We start from the raw sequence: 16081 nt of genomic DNA, 5'->3' as shown, positions 1-16081 counted from the left end.
CCTTCAGGAGGTTCACTGTATGTCCCGCGTCTCCGCTCCATCCTGCCTCCCCTGGATGGCCAGGCTCGCATCGCGCGTGCTGGCTTGGCGGTTCGGAAAACCTTTTCCGACCATCGCGCTGCTCAGTCACCACCCGGCCTACCCTCTGCCGTACCTGTTTATGGCAGGCATCTACACAAATGGTGCTACACAGCTGAATCCCACGACGAAAGCCCTCGCGTCCCATCTGGTGGCGCAGCTCAACGGGTGTGCATTCTGCATTGATCTCGGCCAGCGGGTCGCGCGTGACAAGGGTCTTGACGCTATCAAAATGAGATGGGTCCTGGCCTTCCGTGAGCGGCCTGAGTACAGTCCGGCCGAGCGCGCCGCGCTGCAATACGCATGGGAAGCCACGCAGGTCACCGCCCAGGTCAACGATGAAACCTACGCTACCCTCACCCGCTTTTACAGTGAGCGGGAGATCATCGAGCTGACCGTCGCTGTGGCCACGGAAAATTTCTTCAACCGTCTGACGGGTCCATTGAAGATCGAGAGCCAGGATTTCTGCGGCCTGACAGATGGGCCGCTGTGAGCTGGCAGGAGCGGTTACTGAGCGTGATGGTGGGATTGAACGGCGTCGTACTGCTCGTGACGGGCCTGAGCCTTGCGGTGGTACCCGACTGGTTCTACACACATCTGGCGCCGTTCCCGCCGTTTAACTGCCATTATGCTGGAGACGCGGGGATCTTCAGTGCTGCCCTGGGGGGCATTCTGTTGGTCGCCACTCCTCAGGTCCGGATACTCCGCCCGGTGGTGGCGATTGGTACTGCAGCTTCCCTGGGGCATGCGCTGAATCACATGTATGACCATTGGCGGGACAGCAGTTTACATCATCACCTGTTGCATCCCAGTCACGCCATGAAAGACCTGTCACTCGTGCTGCTGGCAGGACTGACGCTGCTGGCTGTGACTGTCGCCCACCTCCGGAAGCCTTAAGGAGCTGGTGGGATGAGTTCTGGCGACTTTGCGTGTTGAGCTGAGCCCTCAGCACCTGACACATCGCGAAAAATGGCGTCTTGAACGCAGTGCGGCATGACACAGGGCGATATCTGGGTCTGTGACGATCCCCGATATTGCTACTGCCCGCCTCCATGCAGACACGCTCGCGACCCACCTGCACAGCCGCGCCTCCCTCATCGCCGCCTGGATGCCCTGAAACGGCTCGCGGAAGTGCTCCTGGCGCTGATCCAGGCTGAATCCACGCTGTACCTCAAGATCGCGCTTCATCTCCCCCGGGACGCCACGCTCGACTCCAACACCCCTCTCCAGGGGTGAAAAGTTTGCAGTAGAGCTGAAAAATCGGTTCCTGTACGGTGTTATCTGCGATGAAGAACACCAGGAACCGACGGCCTCAGGATCGCCGCTGTGTACGCCTGACGACCCATTTTCCGATTGATCCCCGTCGCCTCACCGTCTTGGCGGCGCTGATCCTCGCCATCATCGAAAAACGCACCGTCTGCCGCTTCCACTTGGTGGTGTGCATTCGTCGCGTCGGCACCGACGAGACCATCTATCAGCGTCTGAAACGCTTCGTCCAGTTTGACTGGGCGGGTAATGCTCCAGGTTTGACTTCAAGCGGCGTTGCGAGCATTCGCCGATAAGGTGAGTGTAGACCAAGGCGTGGCGTAGCCGAGCGCCGAATGACGGCGCTCGTGGTTGTACCAGCGGTGAAAGTCCGGCATGGCGGCCCGGACATCGGCCATGGACTGCCAGTCCTGGCGGAAGGCGAACTGGTATTTGTAGGTCCGGTTGAGGCGTTCGAGGATACCGGTTCCTCCCGGCTGAGACACTTTGCAGCGCACCCAGTTGCCGTACATCAAACAGCCCTGTTGAAAGAGGTCACTGGTGAAATCACTGCCTCCATCACTCTGGACCAGGATGCGCTTGTGGTGGCCCTGAGCACGCAGCACGGCGACCGCCTCGTCGAGCGTCAGTTTGGCGAGGTGCATCGACAGGCTCCGTACCACCCGGCTGGCCAGCACCACCCGCGAGGTAACGTCCAGCACGAAGTAAATCCAACAGACCCCGTCGGGCAGCGACAGCCGTGTCGCGTCAATCTGCACCCGTCGACCTTCCGGCCAGTCTTGTGGTGCGGAAACCTTCGGGGAAGGTTTCCGGGTCTTTCGAGGCAGCGGTGGGTGAAGGTGCAATTCGCCGAGTGCGACACGGATCTTGTGCAGGCCAATCTCTTCGCCCTGAGCTTTGAGTTCCTGATACAGCAGCCGGTATCCAGACGTTGGATGCTGCAACGCCGCCTGGCGTACCTTCTCGTACAGTGCGTCACGGTGCTGCTGCTTGGCACAGCGCGCGGGCGCGCTGTGCTGATGGTCCCGCATCCGCCAGTACGGCACGCTGGCGTACTGGGCAAAACGCCGCAGGCTGAGGTGCGGCCGGCTCTGCCAGAGAACGATCAGCTCGTCCAGCGTCAGAGCCGTCGCACTTTTCGCGCAATATCGAGCTCCAGTTCCTTTTCGGCCACGATGCGTTTGAGACGGTCATTCTCCCGTTCCAGGATGGTCACGCCCTGGTCTGGTCGGTCACCAGAGAGGCGGGCACGGCCCGCCTCCAGAAACTGTGTTTTCCAGGTGTGGATCAGGCTCTCGTTGGCTCCATGCTGACGGGCTGCCTCCGCGACTCCGAGTTCGCCCCGCAGCACGCTGAGGACGATGGCTTCTTTGACGTCGGTGCTCCAGGTTTTTCGCTGTTTCCCCATGATGATCTCCAGTGTGCTCGTCCCTCGCATCGAGAGGGTCAGGTGCTGAAAGTCATCCTTGGAGCACTACCGCGGATCAGCAGTCGACTGCAACGCCTGGGCATCAAACCGACCATTCGACTGCACGCCACCACGCGCATCAACGGCATCGAAGTCCGGGCTTGTTTCCAGAAGCTTCGACCGGGTGAACTGCGCCGCTGGCACTGTGCGATCACGGTCTATGGCGTTCGGATGCGGGTTCTTGCAGGCAAGAACCTCCACGGTGAGATCCTCTCTCTGTCGTACCACGGGTGGAGTACCCAGGCCACCAATCGTTATGCCTGGTGCTGGAATGCAGAAAACATGCACCAGGCGCTCAAGGGACGCGGCTTCGATCTGGAAGCGACCCGCCTCACCGATGGTGACCGGCTGAGCCTCCTGTTTGGCGTGGTCGCACTCGCCGTCATCTGGTGCGGTGTCAGTGGGGCTCTCGTGGCCACGAAGTCCCCACCAAAGACCTTGAAGCACGGCGACAACGCCAAAAGCGTGTTTAGGCTGGGCCTGGATGCCCTTGGTATCGTCCTCTCAAGGCGGCCTCGACACAAACATGTGTCCAGGCCGACATTTCCCCAGCTGCTTGCCACTCTTGACCCCAAGAGAGCGCCATCTCCTACGCTCACGTCCACCGACGCCCGCTCACACCCATCGCTTCTCGCCGCAGCTCAGTCAGGCGGGGCGCTGGTCCCTGGATACCTTCTGGGCGCGCCTTGTTCTTTTGAGTACTCCTTTTTTCGCGACGGGTACAAAAAAATCTTGAAGTGTCAGCTGCTGAGGTATAAAAGGTCACGCGAGGGCTACACTGAACGTGCCGGGCGCTTCATCCGTCCTCAGCGCCGACCCTGCTCCCAGCGGGACACGTAGCGCCTGCCACGCCTCCCACAGAGCGGCTTTCGAGGACCACAGGAGTTTCTATGCCTGTCACGCGCAACCGTTGGCTTCTCGGTGCTCTTCTCTCGGTGACGGCGGCCCTGACCTCCTGCGGCACAGGACCCGCCGCGGGTGTGCCCGCAGACCAGGCCCTTCACGCCCAGGTCATCTCTGGCCAGCGCGACGGCACCGCACATCCCAACGTCGCCCTGCTCGTGTTCTACAACGCGGACAACCAGGCCATGTTCCGCTGCACCGGCACGCTCGTAGATGCCAATACCGTCCTGACCGCGGGCCACTGCACAGCGGATGAACCTGGCGCAGAAATCGCTTACGTCCGCGCCTACTTCGACCCGGAAGTCGACCGCACGCTGATCCGGACGAATACCGGTGGGTACGTGGGGGACGCGGTCGCTCATCCGTTGTACGGCACGGGTTTCCCGAACACCTACGACATAGGCGTCGTGGAGCTGGGGGCGAACGTCGTCGGGATCGAGCCGGCGACCATTGCGCCGGAAGGGACCCTCGACAGCCTGGCCACCGGGCGCGGCCAGCAGGACGTCACCTTCTTGATTGTCGGGTATGGACTGCAAGGGGTTAAACCTGTCGGCCTGGCTGAACTGGTCCGCTACTCCGGCAACGTGCAGCTGGTCAATCTCCGCAGTGCCTTGACGGGAGGTTACAACCTGCACCTCACCAGCAATGCCGGCAAAGGAACAGGCGGGAGCGGCTTGTGTTTCGGCGACTCTGGCGGGGCCGTGTTCTATGGAAAGGAGGAACTGATCGTGGCGGTGAACTCCTTTGTGCTGAACCAGCAATGTCAGGGAGCGGGCTTCTCCTACCGCACCGATACTGACGTCGCCCAGGATTTCCTGGCGGCGTACGTGGATGGCCTAACGGCCGACTGACAACTGCGCGGGCTGCCCCCTTCTGGACAGAGCGGATGGGCTTGACGGTTCTGGCATCTGAAGCGCGTCCTGGCCGGTGTGACCCACATGGCCGGCTGATTTTCAGGCGGCGCGCTGCATGGCGGCGATCCAGTGACGCCACGCTGCAGGCTGGTTGATTCGCCTGGTGGTGGGAGAGACCACCGTTCGGGTCTGGCAGTGGAGGTTTACCGTACTGCACGGCGAACCCAGCGCGAACCAGCAGGAAGGACACAACGGGCCCTATACATGGTCCTGAGGCGTCAGGCAGGCGCACAGGAAAAGTCAGGGAAGGAACAGGCGCAGTCGCAGCGCGTCGTCAAGGCGGCGCATCAGGTCTGACGGGAGCCACCCGATGGGCGCGCGGCCCAGGCGGCTGAAGCTGACTGTGCGGAGCTCACCTGCGCTTTGCCGTCCTGATCGGGCCCGGTCAGGTCCGCGGGAAGCAGAACCTGGAAGTCGTGGATCCGGGTGACAGTTGACGTGACAGGCACCACGGTCACGGCGCGGGCCCCGAGGCCGTCGATGGTGCGGTTGAGGCTGTCGGTGCTGACGATCACGACAGGTCGCCGCTGATCGGCTTCGCTGGACCAGGCGGGGGCGGGGCCGGCGAGGTACAGGTCACCGCGGCGCCTCGGGGCCGCCCATCATGAGGTCACTGGCGACCGTGTCCTAGAGGGCTGCTTCAGCGGCGTCCTGCCATTCGGTGAGGGCCCCGGCATCTGGGTTTCGAGTTCTCTTTCGCGGCGCAGGGCGAGGGCCTGGGCAACCACTGCTGAGCGGAAACGGAGTTGGTGTGCTTCTTGATCCTGTTCGATGAAGCCCAGGAGATCCAGGCTCACACTTATTTTCTGTGCTGGCATATGAGAAGCCCAGGGCCAGGAAGGAGGACAAGGAGGAAGACTTCGCGGTTGAAGGGTACACCAGTTCACACCACCGTCCTTTTTGACACCAAGTCCGATAGTGACCAAAATCTTGACTGGGTATTGGGGTCCCCAATCCAACCACACGTCGCGCCCCCGACAGGCGAGGCTCAGAAAAGGTCGCCCAGCACCGTCTCAAAAATTTCCTCACAGGAAGGCCAGGAAAGGGCCTCTGAACTTTTCTGAAGGGTAAAGGAGGGGCGTCGGATTGCCGCTGTTGCGGTCCTTGTGCCTCGCCTTCAATGCTGGCCAGGCACCGCCTTCCCGCCCTGCGCAGCTGCCTGAACAAACGCTTTTGGCAGCGGGAAAACGCGGATCGGAGTGCATCGCTGCTGCCCGGCACAATGCCGGTCCGTTCCTGGGGCCCGGACAACCCGCAGCCTCCATTGGCCGAGTCCAGAACCAACGTGCACCATTGAATGCACAAGCAATGGCCCTTTCCGGCAAGAAAAACTGTCCCTCTACACTGTCCTATGGTCTGGACGGACGCGAGCCAGACGTGATAAGGCCGTTCCCCGGGTGGAGTGAAGGCAGTAGGCCTGCCAGCCGCGGAACATCCGGGTTCAATCGCATTCGTTCCTGGCAACCGCTGTCGTGACCAGCGGCCTGAACGATGAACGGCGCTCCAGGTGCCTCTCAGCTCTGGACGCCGGCCCACTGGGTTCCAGGCGAGGTCACGGCGCCACGCTCCTGGAGCTGACCCGGCTCCGCTTTCTAAGGGGCTCGGATCAGGATCCATCCTGGCAGTTAACCCTTCAGCAGATGCCCGGTACCGGAACGGACAGGAAGGTGTGGGGAAAGTACGCGAGGGGCACCGGGCAGACCAGCCCGCGGGAAGAAAGGCGGTGAAGCCACACTCGACCCTGGCCCGGCGTGGTCCGGCCCAGGGCTGGCCGCGCACGCCAGGTGGAGCAACATGACGCTCTGTCAGGCCGGCCCGCGCGTCGCGTCAGGCCATCAGCCGGTCCCGGCCTGCATGTTTGGCCTGGTACAGCCGTTGATCCGCCAGTTCCAGCACGGCACTCATGGTCAACGCTTCGCTCAATGACGCCAGACCGCCGCTGAACGTCAGGGGACGAATATCCGTCAGGTTGACCGACCGCAGGAGGGTGAGGATCTCCTCTCCCACCCGCAGGGCCTCGGCAGGCGTTAAGCCGGAGAGGATCACCAGGAACTCCTCCCCACCCCACCGCACCACCTCGCCCGGCCGGGCCGCGTCCTGAAGCAGCTCCGCAACACGCCGTAGCACATGGTCGCCGCGGCTGTGCCCCAACGCGTCATTGATGCTCTTGAAGTGATCCAGGTCCAGCAGCAGAACGCTCAACCGGTCCGGAGCGTCTGCCCACAGATCCGCCAGCGCCATCAGACGGGCCTGGCCCGCGCGGCGGTTGTGCAGTCCGGTCAGCTCGTCCGTCGCCGCCAGTTCCTGAAGGGCGTCACTGCGGAGCCGCTCCCGGGTCACGGCGTAACCGCGGGTGGTGACCATCCAGATCAGAGGCAGCAGAAAACCCGTCAGCAACAGACCCGGAAAGTCAGGAACGCGTGAACTCACGGTGGCCAGACACACCGCGCCGTACCCCACGGCTGACACCAGGATCGCCCACCGCGCTGGCGTCCACGAAAAGGCCAGCAGACTCAGCATCGTCAGGTGGAGCAGCATGCCGGAGGTGATGGGTCGGTGCGTGACCAGAACGCTGAGGACGTTCATGAGCAGCCAGCCCAGCAGCAACCCCACACTGCTGCGCTGCACAGCCCGGACCGGAAGATGCGGCAGGGACGTCACGACGCTCAGGGCCACGGTCAGGACCAGCCCGAGCACCGCCTGCGTCGCCCGGGGGTCGTTGTGGGTCGTGGCAAGCAGGTAGCCTGCCGTGACCGCCTGCACCAGCGTCCCGAGCAGCGCCAGTCTCAACAGCCACCGGCGCTGCTCACGATCGAAATTCAGTTGCAACGCAGGCCCGGATGGCATGTGTCCAAGGTACACAGGCCCAGTCATGTCTGTCTTCAGGATGTCTCTGCCCCTCATCGGGTGGATCGTCGCGGCCCGGGCGGTCTGGCGTCGTTGAGCTCAGCAGTCCGTCGCTGACTCCCGGACCCCCAAAGATGCTGACCTATGCCGTGGACCCGCGGAAAGGCCAACGACGAAGCAGCCAGTCTGAGCACCTCAGGCGCACGGAACGGCCAGGATGACCGGGGGGCCGCGTCCTCACGCCGGGGTGAGACGTCCACATCGGTGGGTGCCCGGGCCTGCTGCGGTGACGGCCCCGGCAGGAAGCCGGAGAGGAGGCGCCCACCGCCGGTCACGGCCGGGGTAGGGTGAAGCTGAACGTCGCGCCCTGCCCGGGCTGGCCTGTCGCAGCGACGTCCCCCCCGTGCCGGTGAATGATGCGCCGCACGTTTGCCAGGCCCACGCCGACCCCTTCGAACTCCTCCTGCCGGTGCAGTCTCTGAAATACGGTGAACAGCTTGTTGCCGTACCGCGGATCGAAACCTGCGCCGTTGTCCCGCACGAATACGGCCCACTCTGCTGGCCGCTCCTCAGCCCAGATCTCGATGGTCACCTCATCCCGGTCCCGGCTGTATTTCAGGGCGTTGGACAGCAGGTTCTCCACTACCTGATGCAGCATGTCCGGGTCCCCCATCACCATGGGCAGCGACCGGACCGTCCAGCGGACCTCACGCCCCACCAGGTCCGGTTGCAGGTCCAGCTTCACCCGCTCGACGAGCCGCCCGAGATCCACGGGCGTGACGCGCAGGGGCTGACGGGACGTGCGCGACAGATCCAGCATCGCGTCGATCAGGGTGTTCATGCGTCCGGCCCCGTCCGCAATCACACTGAGGTACCGGGCGGTTTTCTCGTCCAGGCCCCCACCGAGATGTTTGCGCAGCAGGGACGCGAAGCCCATGATGTGCCGCACCGGGGTACGCAGGTCGTGCGAGACCGAATACGCGAACGCCTCGAGTTCCTCGTTGGCCGCTTCGAGCTTGCGGCGTTCCTCGGCCAGGTGCATGACGCCCTGGGACATGTCCAGCGCGAGGCCCAGACTGTGGGCAACGGTGCTCAGCACGGTCCGGTCCGCTGCACTCCAGGGACGGGCCTCGAACAGGACCACACTGAAGATGCCGTCCACCCGGCCGTCCACCACCACCGGCAGCGTTGCCACCGTCCGCACGTGCTGCACCAGGGTGACGTCCACGTCCCGCGCCGGGTCATAGCTGTCCTGGAACCACGCTTCTTTCGTTTCGCAGGGCACGTCCAGGCTGGGCGTCCGGCCCACCGGCAGCCCGGCGTTGATGACGGTCTGCAGTGGCGTGGAACCGACCGCGCCCACCCGCACCATGGAAAACCAGCGTGTGCCCTGCTGCTGGTAGTACGAGGCGTAGCCCACGGGAATGAGCTGCCGCACCAGTTCCATGGCCCGGCGCAGCAGCACGGTCCGGTCAGATTGAACCGTCAGGTCCTGGAGCAGCGCCGCAAACCCTTCCAGCGCCCGGGTGCGGGCCTCCAGTTCGGTTCGCTGGTCAATCAGCTGTTGCGCGGCGTCCGCGCGTTCCAGGGCGAGCGTCAGGCTCCGCCCGACCGCGCGGAACACCGCCTGCTCACGCTTGGTCAGCTCCTCGGCCTGCCGGGTGCCCAGCCCCAGCAGCCCGTGCGGCCGCCCATCCACGAAGCAGGGAAAGAGCGCCCCGGCGCCGTACTCACCGGTGTGGTCGACACCCTGCGCCGCCGCGTTCCACCCGGCGGCGAACACCGGCTGGGCCGTCTGAAGGGCCTGCGCGTAGCTCGGAGCGGTGACTGGAACGCCTGCCGCCAGGACTGCTGCCGTTTCAGGCGCGAGGTCCGCGGACCACACCTGCGCCTTCCACAGCTCACCCTGCAGGGTGTAGTACACGACGCTGACGTTTCCCAGCGTGCTGCGCAGCACCTCCACGGCATGCTGGGCCAGCAGCAGAACATCGGTGCCCGCGCCGGCCACCTCAGTGAACGCCACGAAGGCGTCCAGTGCCGCCAGAGCTTCCTGGGCCGCCTTCGTCGCGGTGATGTCCCGCGACACCGCGCTGAGCTGATGAATGCGGCCTTCGGCGTCATACAGCGGCGCAACGGTAATCCGCCACCACTTCGGCGTGCCCTTGAAAGTGGCGCGCGCCGCCTCGAAGGTCACCGGCTCGCCCTGACGCGCCCGGTCCAGCGCGTCCTGAACCACCGTGCGGGTGGGTCCGTCCCAGAAATCCAGCCACAGCAGGTTGCGGCACACGTCGAAATCATCAATTTCCAGGGTGGCCTGGCCACCTTCGTTCATGGACAGCAGGCGGGCTTCCAGGTCCAGCACCTTGATGCAGTTGGGGCTCGCGTCGATCATGCTCTGCAACTGGGCGCTGCGCTGACGTTCCTGCAGCAGATCGTCGATGTTCATCGCCGTCAGCACCCAGGCGGAGGCGCCGCCCGGCCCTGCGGCGGCGCGCTCCCCATTCAGCCGGAACCCGTGCGGGACACCATCGGCGCCGCGCAGGCTGAGTTCCAGCTCGAACGGCTCCTGATCCGCCAGCCGGGCGCTCAGGGCAGACTGCGCTTCAGGCGCCAGCAGCGCGGTGACGCTGACAGTGCCAGACAGCGCCCCCTCCCCGGTGTAGGCGCGCCAGGCGGCGTTCCCCTGCAGCGTCCGGCCCTGGTCGTCAGCCGCCCAGATCAGGTGCGGCACAGCGTCAGGGGAAAGAAGCGCATTCCCAGCGGATGGCTTGAGCATGAAGCAGGATAGACCGCTGCCTCGCCGCTTATTGTTCCTCCGGATTGGCCCAGGCGGCACAGTCCGGGGATCGACAGGAGCCGCCGCCGGGCTTTCACGCGTCACGTGTCGTCCTGAGCATGCCGCAGGTCCAGCCGCCACCGACTTCACGCGTGAGAGGGAGGCCGTCCGGCGTGCCTGCACCCACCGTCCCTCCTGATGAGCCACCGGTGCGCCACGCTGTGTGCTCACGGCATGCCTTGCGTTTGTGATTCCGGCCGCGGCGATCTCACCGTAGAGGGTTTTGACGCACAGTGAAGCGTCCGACCCCCGTGCGTTCCTGCCGCCCGGGCAGGTCCCGCAGGCCCACCTGAAGGCCGCCACGTTGCCGGGCGTTCCCGTCCCTCCTCGTGGAGTGCGCGCCGCGCTGCTAACCCTGCCGCCTCTCCAGTTCTACTGCCAGTCACCTGTGGCGCCCCTGCGGGGGTCAGGGTTCGGTGGGCCCAGCCATGGGGACGGCCGTGCGGCGGTCGAACAGTCCGCTGATACTGCTGCGGTTGGGACCCGTGGAGTGCCAGATGGCCACGGGAGTCTGAGGCATCGGCTGCAGGCCTTCTGCCCGCAGCTCGTTGGCGGTGTAAAGGTGGGTGGGGCGTTCGTTCCCCGTGTAATGCGGGAGGGCACTGTTCTCGTTCTGCGGGCTCATCAGTGGACCTCTGGGCGAATGGGGTGGGGCGTGCACTTCTATTGTCTGCCGGATGAGTCTGAGGAGTCTGCTGTGACCTGGACGGTGAATGGCGCGGCCACCCACGGGACGCTGCGGGCGGGGGCCTCCCCGCCTGGCCCAGCGGTCGGTCCGGAGCCCCCGGCGTGGTGACCTGAGAACGCCCGGAGGGCACGCGGCGCAGCGACTGCCGTGCCAGGATTAAAGGCGAAGTCCAACCTCATGGGCGGGTAGTGAAGCGCGCTTCGCGTGCCGGCCTGAGCTGCGTGACAGGCGCGCAGCTCAGGCACCTCTGGGGCCTGCCGTGCGGTGGATGCGGTTCAACGGGTTCCGGGCCTGGGCGGTCCGCTGCGCGCGGGCGGCTCTCCGTACACCCGCACTTCCACGTTGAGTTCGGCGGCGCCGCCGCCGTAGTACGTGCCGCGCACGGGAGAGACGTCCGGGTAGTCGCGGCCATGCCCGATCTTGATGTGCTTTTCGCCGGCCAGGACGTTGTTGGTGGGATCAAAGCCCACCCAGCCCTGACCGGGAATCAGCGCTTCGACCCAGGCGTGTGTCGCGTCGGCGCCGACCATCTCCCCTCCGGAATAGAGGTACCCGCTGACGTACCGCGCCGGAATGCCCAGCGTGCGGCAGATGCCCAGCATGGCGTGCGTGTAGTCCTGGCACACGCCGCGGGGATCCTGGGCGAACTGGGCCAGGGTGGTGCTGACGCTGGTGGCCCCCGGGTGGTAGGTGAACTGCTGGTTCAGCTGCGCGGTCAGGCGGATCAGGAAAGCGCTGAGGTCCTCATGGGGACTGGGGCCCTGAACGCCGAAGGTCTCCGGCCAGCGGCCTGAAGGCACGCGCGGGCTGGCCACCAGAAACTCAGTCACCTCGCTGCGCAGTTCATCCAGAGCGGAGAACGCCACCGCCGGCAGGGGCGCCAGGGGCCGGGTCACCACCAGCGCCTGCGCCTCGATGCGCAGCACCTGGTGCGGCTCGTGCACGTGCACGTGATGAATCAGAGAGCCGAAGTAGTCGCGGTGGGTGCTGACCGTGCTGGCCTCCGGCTGCACCACCAGGTGAAAGCTCCGGAGGTCCTGCCGGGCACTGATCTCGGGCGAAAGGCGCACCTCGTTGAACGAGTCCCAGGCGGGCTCCGCATAACGGTACTCGGTCACGTGGCGAATGTCGGCGCGCATGGCCCTCCAGAAGTGTCGTGGTCAGTTCAGACCGTGAAGTATGAGGCGGAAATCTTGGACCCGATCTGGTTGAAGTCGTTCAGCAGGGTGCCCAGGTCCTGCTGGTCCCGGTCCATCAGTTCATCGACGGTGGCGTGCTCCAGCCGGGCGAGCAGCCACCGGGCTTCCCGCAGCAGCTCAGGGTGAGCGCCCGGGTGGATCCGGTCGATGCCGGCCAGCGCGTCGTACAGGTTTTCACTGCTGTAGCGCACACTGCGGGGAAACGCCGCGTTCAGCAGGAGGAATTCCGCGATGGTCCGGGGGGTGACACTGGCGTGGTTGCATTTCCGGTAGGCCTCATAGGCGGAAGCGGTCTTCAGCACGGCCATCCAGCGGTGGTTGTTGACGGCCATCAGGGCCGGGTCGACGGCGCGGTGACGGTAACGGACCTGCAGCAGCCTCAGGACGTTGTCGCCCCGTTCCAGCATCTGTCCGGCGCGCATGAACAGCCACCCCTCGTCACGGGGCAGGGTGGCAAAAGCGATTCCGAAGAAGAACTGGCTGGTATCGCGCGCCGCGCTACAGAACTCGAACAGCCCGTCACGGGCCAGCACCTCCTCGTCCTGAAAGCACAGGTCGTGGTAGGCGCGGTTCAGGCATTCCCACATCTCCGATGGAATGCGGTCCCGCAGCCCGCGGGCGTTTTCGCGCGCGCGCGCCAGACTGGACGACACACTGGAGGGGTTCGTGCGGTCAAACGCCAGCCAGGTGGGCACGGTGGTGGCGTCCACCCGGCCGTACCGTTGAGCGAAGGTGTCCTTGCCGCCGGAAATATCCAGCAGCGGGCGCCACTCCTCACTGACCTGACCGCCGGTTTCGAGCGTCGCGTAGTAGTTCACGGTCAGCAGGCGCGCGGTGTTCTCGGCGCGCTCCATGTACCGGCCAATCCAGTACAGCGATTCGGCAAGGCGCGAGAGCATCAGCGTTCCTCCTGCGGCCCCGGCACGCCGGGGGGCCCGCTTGAAAAGTCAGGTTCGCCGGGCTCAGGCTCCTGCGCGCCCTGCCACTGGTGCTGTCCCCCGGCGGACGGGGCCGCCGCCGCGTCATGGACCGGCTGACCCTGCGTCACACCGCTGGTGGGCAGCGATTCCTGCAACTCGGTGGCGCCCTGAAACTGCTGCTGCCTGCGCGTGAGGGCGGGGCCGTCATGGGTCAGCACCCAGGTATCCTTGCTGCCGCCCCCCTGGGAGGAATTGACCACCAGGGAACCGCGCCGCAGGGCCACGCGCGTGAGGCCCCCCGGCACGATGGTCACGTCGTTGCCCACAAGAATGTAGGGCCGCAGATCAACATGCGCCGGTTCGAAAGCGCCCGTGTCGGGGTAGAACGTCGGGTGCCGCGACAGTCCGACAACGGGCTGGGCGATGTAGTTGCGCGGGTTGTCACGGACGCTTCTGAGGAACTCGTCGATCTCGCTCCGGGTGGCGGCTGGGCCGATCAGCATGCCGTAGCCGCCTGCCTCCCCGACGGCCTTGATCACCAGCTCGGCGGCGTTCTCCAGCATGTGGGCCAGGTGGTCGGCGTTCCAGCCCAGGTAGGTGGGCACATTGTCCAGCAGCGGCTTTTCATTGAGGTAGTACTCGATCATGGCGGGCACATAGGCGTAGACGGCCTTGTCGTCTGCCACCCCGGCGCCGATGGCGTTGGCAATGGCCACGCGGCCCTGGCGGTAGACCTCCACCAGCCCGGACACCCCCAGCGCCGAGTCCCGCCGGAACGTCAGCGGGTCGAGATAGTCGTCATCGATCCGGCGGTAGATCACGTCCACCTGGGTGCGGCCAGAGGTGGTGCGCATCCAGACCCGCCCGCCATCGACAAACAGGTCGCGGCCCTCGACCAGTTCCACGCCCATCTGCTGCGCGAGGTAGGCGTGCTCGAAGTAGGCACTGTTGTACATCCCCGGGGTCAGGACCACCACGGTCGCTTCCGGGGCGCGGGGGCTGAGGGACCTCAGGACGCGCAGCAGTTCGGTGGTGTAGTGGTCGACCGTGCGCACGCCCTGGCGCTCGAACATGCCGGGAAAGATCCGGGTCATGGCCTGGCGGTTGGCGAGCAGGTAGCTGACCCCGCTGGGGGAGCGCAGATTGTCCTCCAGCACCAGATAGCGCCCGTTCTCGTCACGGATCAGGTCGCTGCCGACAATGTGCGTGTAGATGCCCAGCGGCACCTTCAGGCCGTGCACCTCGCGGCGGAAATTGCTGGACGTATACACCAGCTCACTGGGAATCACGCCGTCCTTGAGAATCTGGGCGTCGCTGTAGACGTCGCGCAGAAACGCATTCAGGGCCAGGACCCGCTGGGTCAGTCCGGCTTCCAGGGCCGCCCACTCGGAGGCGGGAATGATTCTCGGGACCGGATCGAACGGAAACGTCCGTTCCACCCCGGCGCTGTCCCCGTACACCGTGAACGTGATGCCCTGGTTCCGGAACGCCAGATCCATCAGGCGCTGGCGGCGCTGGAACTCCGGGGTGCCGAGGCGGCGGAAGTAGGCCTGCACCCCCTGGTAATGAGGCCGGATCTGGCCGTGCGGGGCAAACATCTCGTCGAAAAACGTTGTCCCCTGGTCGTACTGCTCCATCATGCTACCCCCGAGTGCCGCTCAGGATACCCCACCCGGCTCCTGCGGTTTTTTATACAGAACAGAGAACAGGTCAGGCCCGTGATGGCACGTGCGATTTCTGCCCGGAGGCGGATGGAGATTAAGGCTCGGCTGCAGAGCCATTGCACATTCTGATGCAACATCATGCATTTTTATAAGACAGAGCGGTCCTGCCCCTGTGATTGTGCAGGTTCGCGCGTACCCCAAGCCGCCGGCCTGGGTGCCCTCCTGGCGGGCCTTCCTGCGCCGCATGGCCCGACGAGATAAATGATCCGCCCTACAGACGAACAGGCCAGCGTCTGAAAAAATATGCCATGTCCTCTGCAGCCACTAAGCCCATTCTCGTCCGCGTGGGCTTTCACCTGACCTTTGAACTGCCGTTCACCACGCCGCTGCTCCTGGTGGTGGAACCCGCACCCCGGCCCGGGCAACGCATCGTGCAGACCCGGGAGCTGCTCGACCAGGCCCGCGGGGTCGACCGCTGGAGCCGTTACACCGACGCCTTCGGAAACATCGTCTGGCGGGTGCTGGGTGTGGGGCAGACCCTGGAAGTGGGCCAGGACCTGCTGGTGGAAGTCCCCGCCTCCAGTGATCCGCAGTGGCCGCACCTGCCCAAAACCCCCGTGGAGGACCTCCCCGACGAGGTGCTGCAGTTTCTCCTTCCCAGCCGGTACGTGGATTCCGACCTCATCTCCAACGAAGCCTGGGAACGCTTCGGGCACATCTGGGGCGGCTGGGCACAGGTGCAGGCCATCAGCGACCATCTGCACAGCACCTGCACCTACGGCGGAGGCAGCACGTCCAGCACCACGGCGCAGCAGGCCTATGTCAGCGGACAGGCGGTTTGCCGTGACTTCGCGCACATGGGCGTGGCGTTCTGCCGGGCCCTCAATATTCCCGCCCGGTACGTGTGCGGCTACCTCGGTGAAATCGGCGTGCCAACCACCCCCAGCCCCATGGACTTTCACGCCTGGTTCGAAGCGTGGATCGACGGGGCCTGGCGGACATTCGACGCCCGGCACAATCTCCCCCGGGTCGGGCGGGTGGTGATCGCGACCGGGCGGGACGCTGCCGACGTGGCGTTCACCACCAGTTTCGGCGCGGCGCGCCTCAGCCAGATGAAGGTCTGGGCTGACCAGGTGGACCCGGACACCCGGTTGCCCGAAACCTGGGCGCCGCCGCTGGACCGGCCCGCACCAGCAGACCCGCCTCTGGGGTGATAAAAAGGCGCCGCCGTCCTCCCGTCCATTTCTCTTGTGCATAGGGGCCATCCGGCAACCTGAGGGTCGTGTCAGCAATCAACG

15 protein-coding genes are annotated in these 16081 nt (G+C 65.2%); 6 read left to right on the top strand and 9 right to left on the bottom strand.

The window, feature by feature from the left end:
* The first annotated feature begins 19 nt into the window (after window positions 1–19).
* From LAJ19_RS20700 to LAJ19_RS20690, 3 genes are all read left to right on the top strand, one after another.
* On the top strand, window positions 20–571 hold the full coding sequence (locus LAJ19_RS20700; RefSeq protein ID WP_225524473.1) for a carboxymuconolactone decarboxylase family protein: 552 nt from the start codon (window positions 20–22) through the stop codon (window positions 569–571).
* The gene (locus LAJ19_RS20695; RefSeq protein WP_225524471.1) at window positions 568–975 is read left to right on the top strand and encodes a hypothetical protein; all 408 of its coding nucleotides are present in this window, start codon (window positions 568–570) and stop codon (window positions 973–975) included. Before LAJ19_RS20700 ends, LAJ19_RS20695 begins: the two co-directional genes overlap by 4 nt.
* Window positions 976–1364: 389 nt before the next feature.
* A complete protein-coding gene (locus LAJ19_RS20690) occupies window positions 1365–1640 on the top strand; it encodes a hypothetical protein (protein WP_225524470.1) in 276 nt (91 codons plus the stop codon).
* Here LAJ19_RS20690 and LAJ19_RS20685 read toward each other — a convergent pair.
* Together LAJ19_RS20685 and LAJ19_RS20680 are read right to left on the bottom strand one after the other, a co-directional pair.
* On the bottom strand, window positions 1611–2375 hold the full coding sequence (locus LAJ19_RS20685; RefSeq protein ID WP_225475746.1) for an integrase core domain-containing protein: 765 nt from the start codon (window positions 2373–2375) through the stop codon (window positions 1611–1613). The genes LAJ19_RS20690 and LAJ19_RS20685 overlap by 30 nt on opposite strands.
* 89 nt (window positions 2376–2464) lie before the next feature.
* On the bottom strand, window positions 2465–2752 hold the full coding sequence (locus tag LAJ19_RS20680; protein WP_225475745.1) for a transposase: 288 nt from the start codon (window positions 2750–2752) through the stop codon (window positions 2465–2467).
* A 42-nt stretch (window positions 2753–2794) separates the two neighbouring features.
* On the opposite strand from LAJ19_RS20680, the gene LAJ19_RS20675 reads away from it, so the two are divergent.
* Window positions 2795–3652, top strand: coding sequence for a hypothetical protein (locus LAJ19_RS20675; protein ID WP_225524843.1), 858 nt, complete (start codon window positions 2795–2797; stop codon window positions 3650–3652).
* Between the two features lie 50 nt (window positions 3653–3702).
* Window positions 3703–4566 (top strand): trypsin-like serine protease, encoded by an 864-nt coding sequence (locus tag LAJ19_RS20670; protein ID WP_225524469.1) that lies wholly within the window; start codon window positions 3703–3705, stop codon window positions 4564–4566.
* 350 nt (window positions 4567–4916) lie between these two features.
* Here the strand turns inward: LAJ19_RS20670 and LAJ19_RS20665 are convergent, their stop codons facing one another.
* The 7 genes from LAJ19_RS20665 to LAJ19_RS20635 all read right to left on the bottom strand — a co-directional run bounded on the left by LAJ19_RS20665 (window position 4917) and on the right by LAJ19_RS20635 (window position 14756).
* Complete coding sequence (locus LAJ19_RS20665) at window positions 4917–5204, bottom strand: type II toxin-antitoxin system PemK/MazF family toxin (protein WP_349774868.1); 288 nt, start codon at window positions 5202–5204, stop codon at window positions 4917–4919.
* A gap of 1252 nt (window positions 5205–6456) precedes the next feature.
* The gene (locus LAJ19_RS20660; protein WP_225524467.1) at window positions 6457–7476 is read right to left on the bottom strand and encodes a GGDEF domain-containing protein; all 1020 of its coding nucleotides are present in this window, start codon (window positions 7474–7476) and stop codon (window positions 6457–6459) included.
* Window positions 7477–7807: 331 nt separating this feature from the next.
* Window positions 7808–10207: an ATP-binding protein gene (locus LAJ19_RS20655; protein WP_225524465.1), complete on the bottom strand. Its 2400-nt coding sequence runs from the start codon at window positions 10205–10207 to the stop codon at window positions 7808–7810.
* A 511-nt stretch (window positions 10208–10718) separates the two neighbouring features.
* Window positions 10719–10937: a hypothetical protein gene (locus LAJ19_RS20650; RefSeq protein WP_225524464.1), complete on the bottom strand. Its 219-nt coding sequence runs from the start codon at window positions 10935–10937 to the stop codon at window positions 10719–10721.
* A gap of 338 nt (window positions 10938–11275) precedes the next feature.
* Entirely contained in the window at window positions 11276–12139 is an 864-nt protein-coding gene (locus tag LAJ19_RS20645; RefSeq protein ID WP_225524462.1) for a transglutaminase family protein, read from the bottom strand.
* 26 nt (window positions 12140–12165) lie between these two features.
* On the bottom strand, window positions 12166–13098 hold the full coding sequence (locus tag LAJ19_RS20640; RefSeq protein WP_225524461.1) for an alpha-E domain-containing protein: 933 nt from the start codon (window positions 13096–13098) through the stop codon (window positions 12166–12168).
* Window positions 13098–14756 (bottom strand): circularly permuted type 2 ATP-grasp protein, encoded by a 1659-nt coding sequence (locus LAJ19_RS20635; RefSeq protein ID WP_225524836.1) that lies wholly within the window; start codon window positions 14754–14756, stop codon window positions 13098–13100. The genes LAJ19_RS20640 and LAJ19_RS20635 overlap by 1 nt, the downstream gene beginning before the upstream one ends.
* Before the next feature lie 371 nt (window positions 14757–15127).
* On the opposite strand from LAJ19_RS20635, the gene LAJ19_RS20630 reads away from it, so the two are divergent.
* Window positions 15128–15997, top strand: a complete 870-nt coding sequence (locus tag LAJ19_RS20630) for a transglutaminase-like domain-containing protein (protein WP_349774865.1) — start codon at window positions 15128–15130, stop codon at window positions 15995–15997.
* Window positions 15998–16081 lie beyond the last annotated feature (84 nt).

Source organism: Deinococcus taeanensis, from assembly GCF_020229735.1.
Taxonomy (GTDB): Bacteria; Deinococcota; Deinococci; order Deinococcales; family Deinococcaceae; genus Deinococcus; species Deinococcus taeanensis.
The sequence above is the reverse complement of the archived record's forward strand: the minus strand, read 5'-3'. Positions and strand labels throughout refer to the sequence as shown.

Coding starts and splice junctions, on each gene's coding strand:
- LAJ19_RS20700 (WP_225524473.1), top strand. CDS start 20: ATGTCCCGCGTCTCCGCTCCATCCTGCCTCCCCTGGATGGCCAGGCTC.
- LAJ19_RS20690 (WP_225524470.1), top strand. CDS start 1,365: ATGAAGAACACCAGGAACCGACGGCCTCAGGATCGCCGCTGTGTACGC.
- LAJ19_RS20685 (WP_225475746.1), bottom strand. CDS start 2,375: ATGCGGGACCATCAGCACAGCGCGCCCGCGCGCTGTGCCAAGCAGCAG.
- LAJ19_RS20680 (WP_225475745.1), bottom strand. CDS start 2,752: ATGGGGAAACAGCGAAAAACCTGGAGCACCGACGTCAAAGAAGCCATC.
- LAJ19_RS20670 (WP_225524469.1), top strand. CDS start 3,703: ATGCCTGTCACGCGCAACCGTTGGCTTCTCGGTGCTCTTCTCTCGGTG.
- LAJ19_RS20660 (WP_225524467.1), bottom strand. CDS start 7,476: ATGCCATCCGGGCCTGCGTTGCAACTGAATTTCGATCGTGAGCAGCGC.
- LAJ19_RS20650 (WP_225524464.1), bottom strand. CDS start 10,937: ATGAGCCCGCAGAACGAGAACAGTGCCCTCCCGCATTACACGGGGAAC.
- LAJ19_RS20645 (WP_225524462.1), bottom strand. CDS start 12,139: ATGCGCGCCGACATTCGCCACGTGACCGAGTACCGTTATGCGGAGCCC.
- LAJ19_RS20640 (WP_225524461.1), bottom strand. CDS start 13,098: ATGCTCTCGCGCCTTGCCGAATCGCTGTACTGGATTGGCCGGTACATG.
- LAJ19_RS20635 (WP_225524836.1), bottom strand. CDS start 14,756: ATGGAGCAGTACGACCAGGGGACAACGTTTTTCGACGAGATGTTTGCC.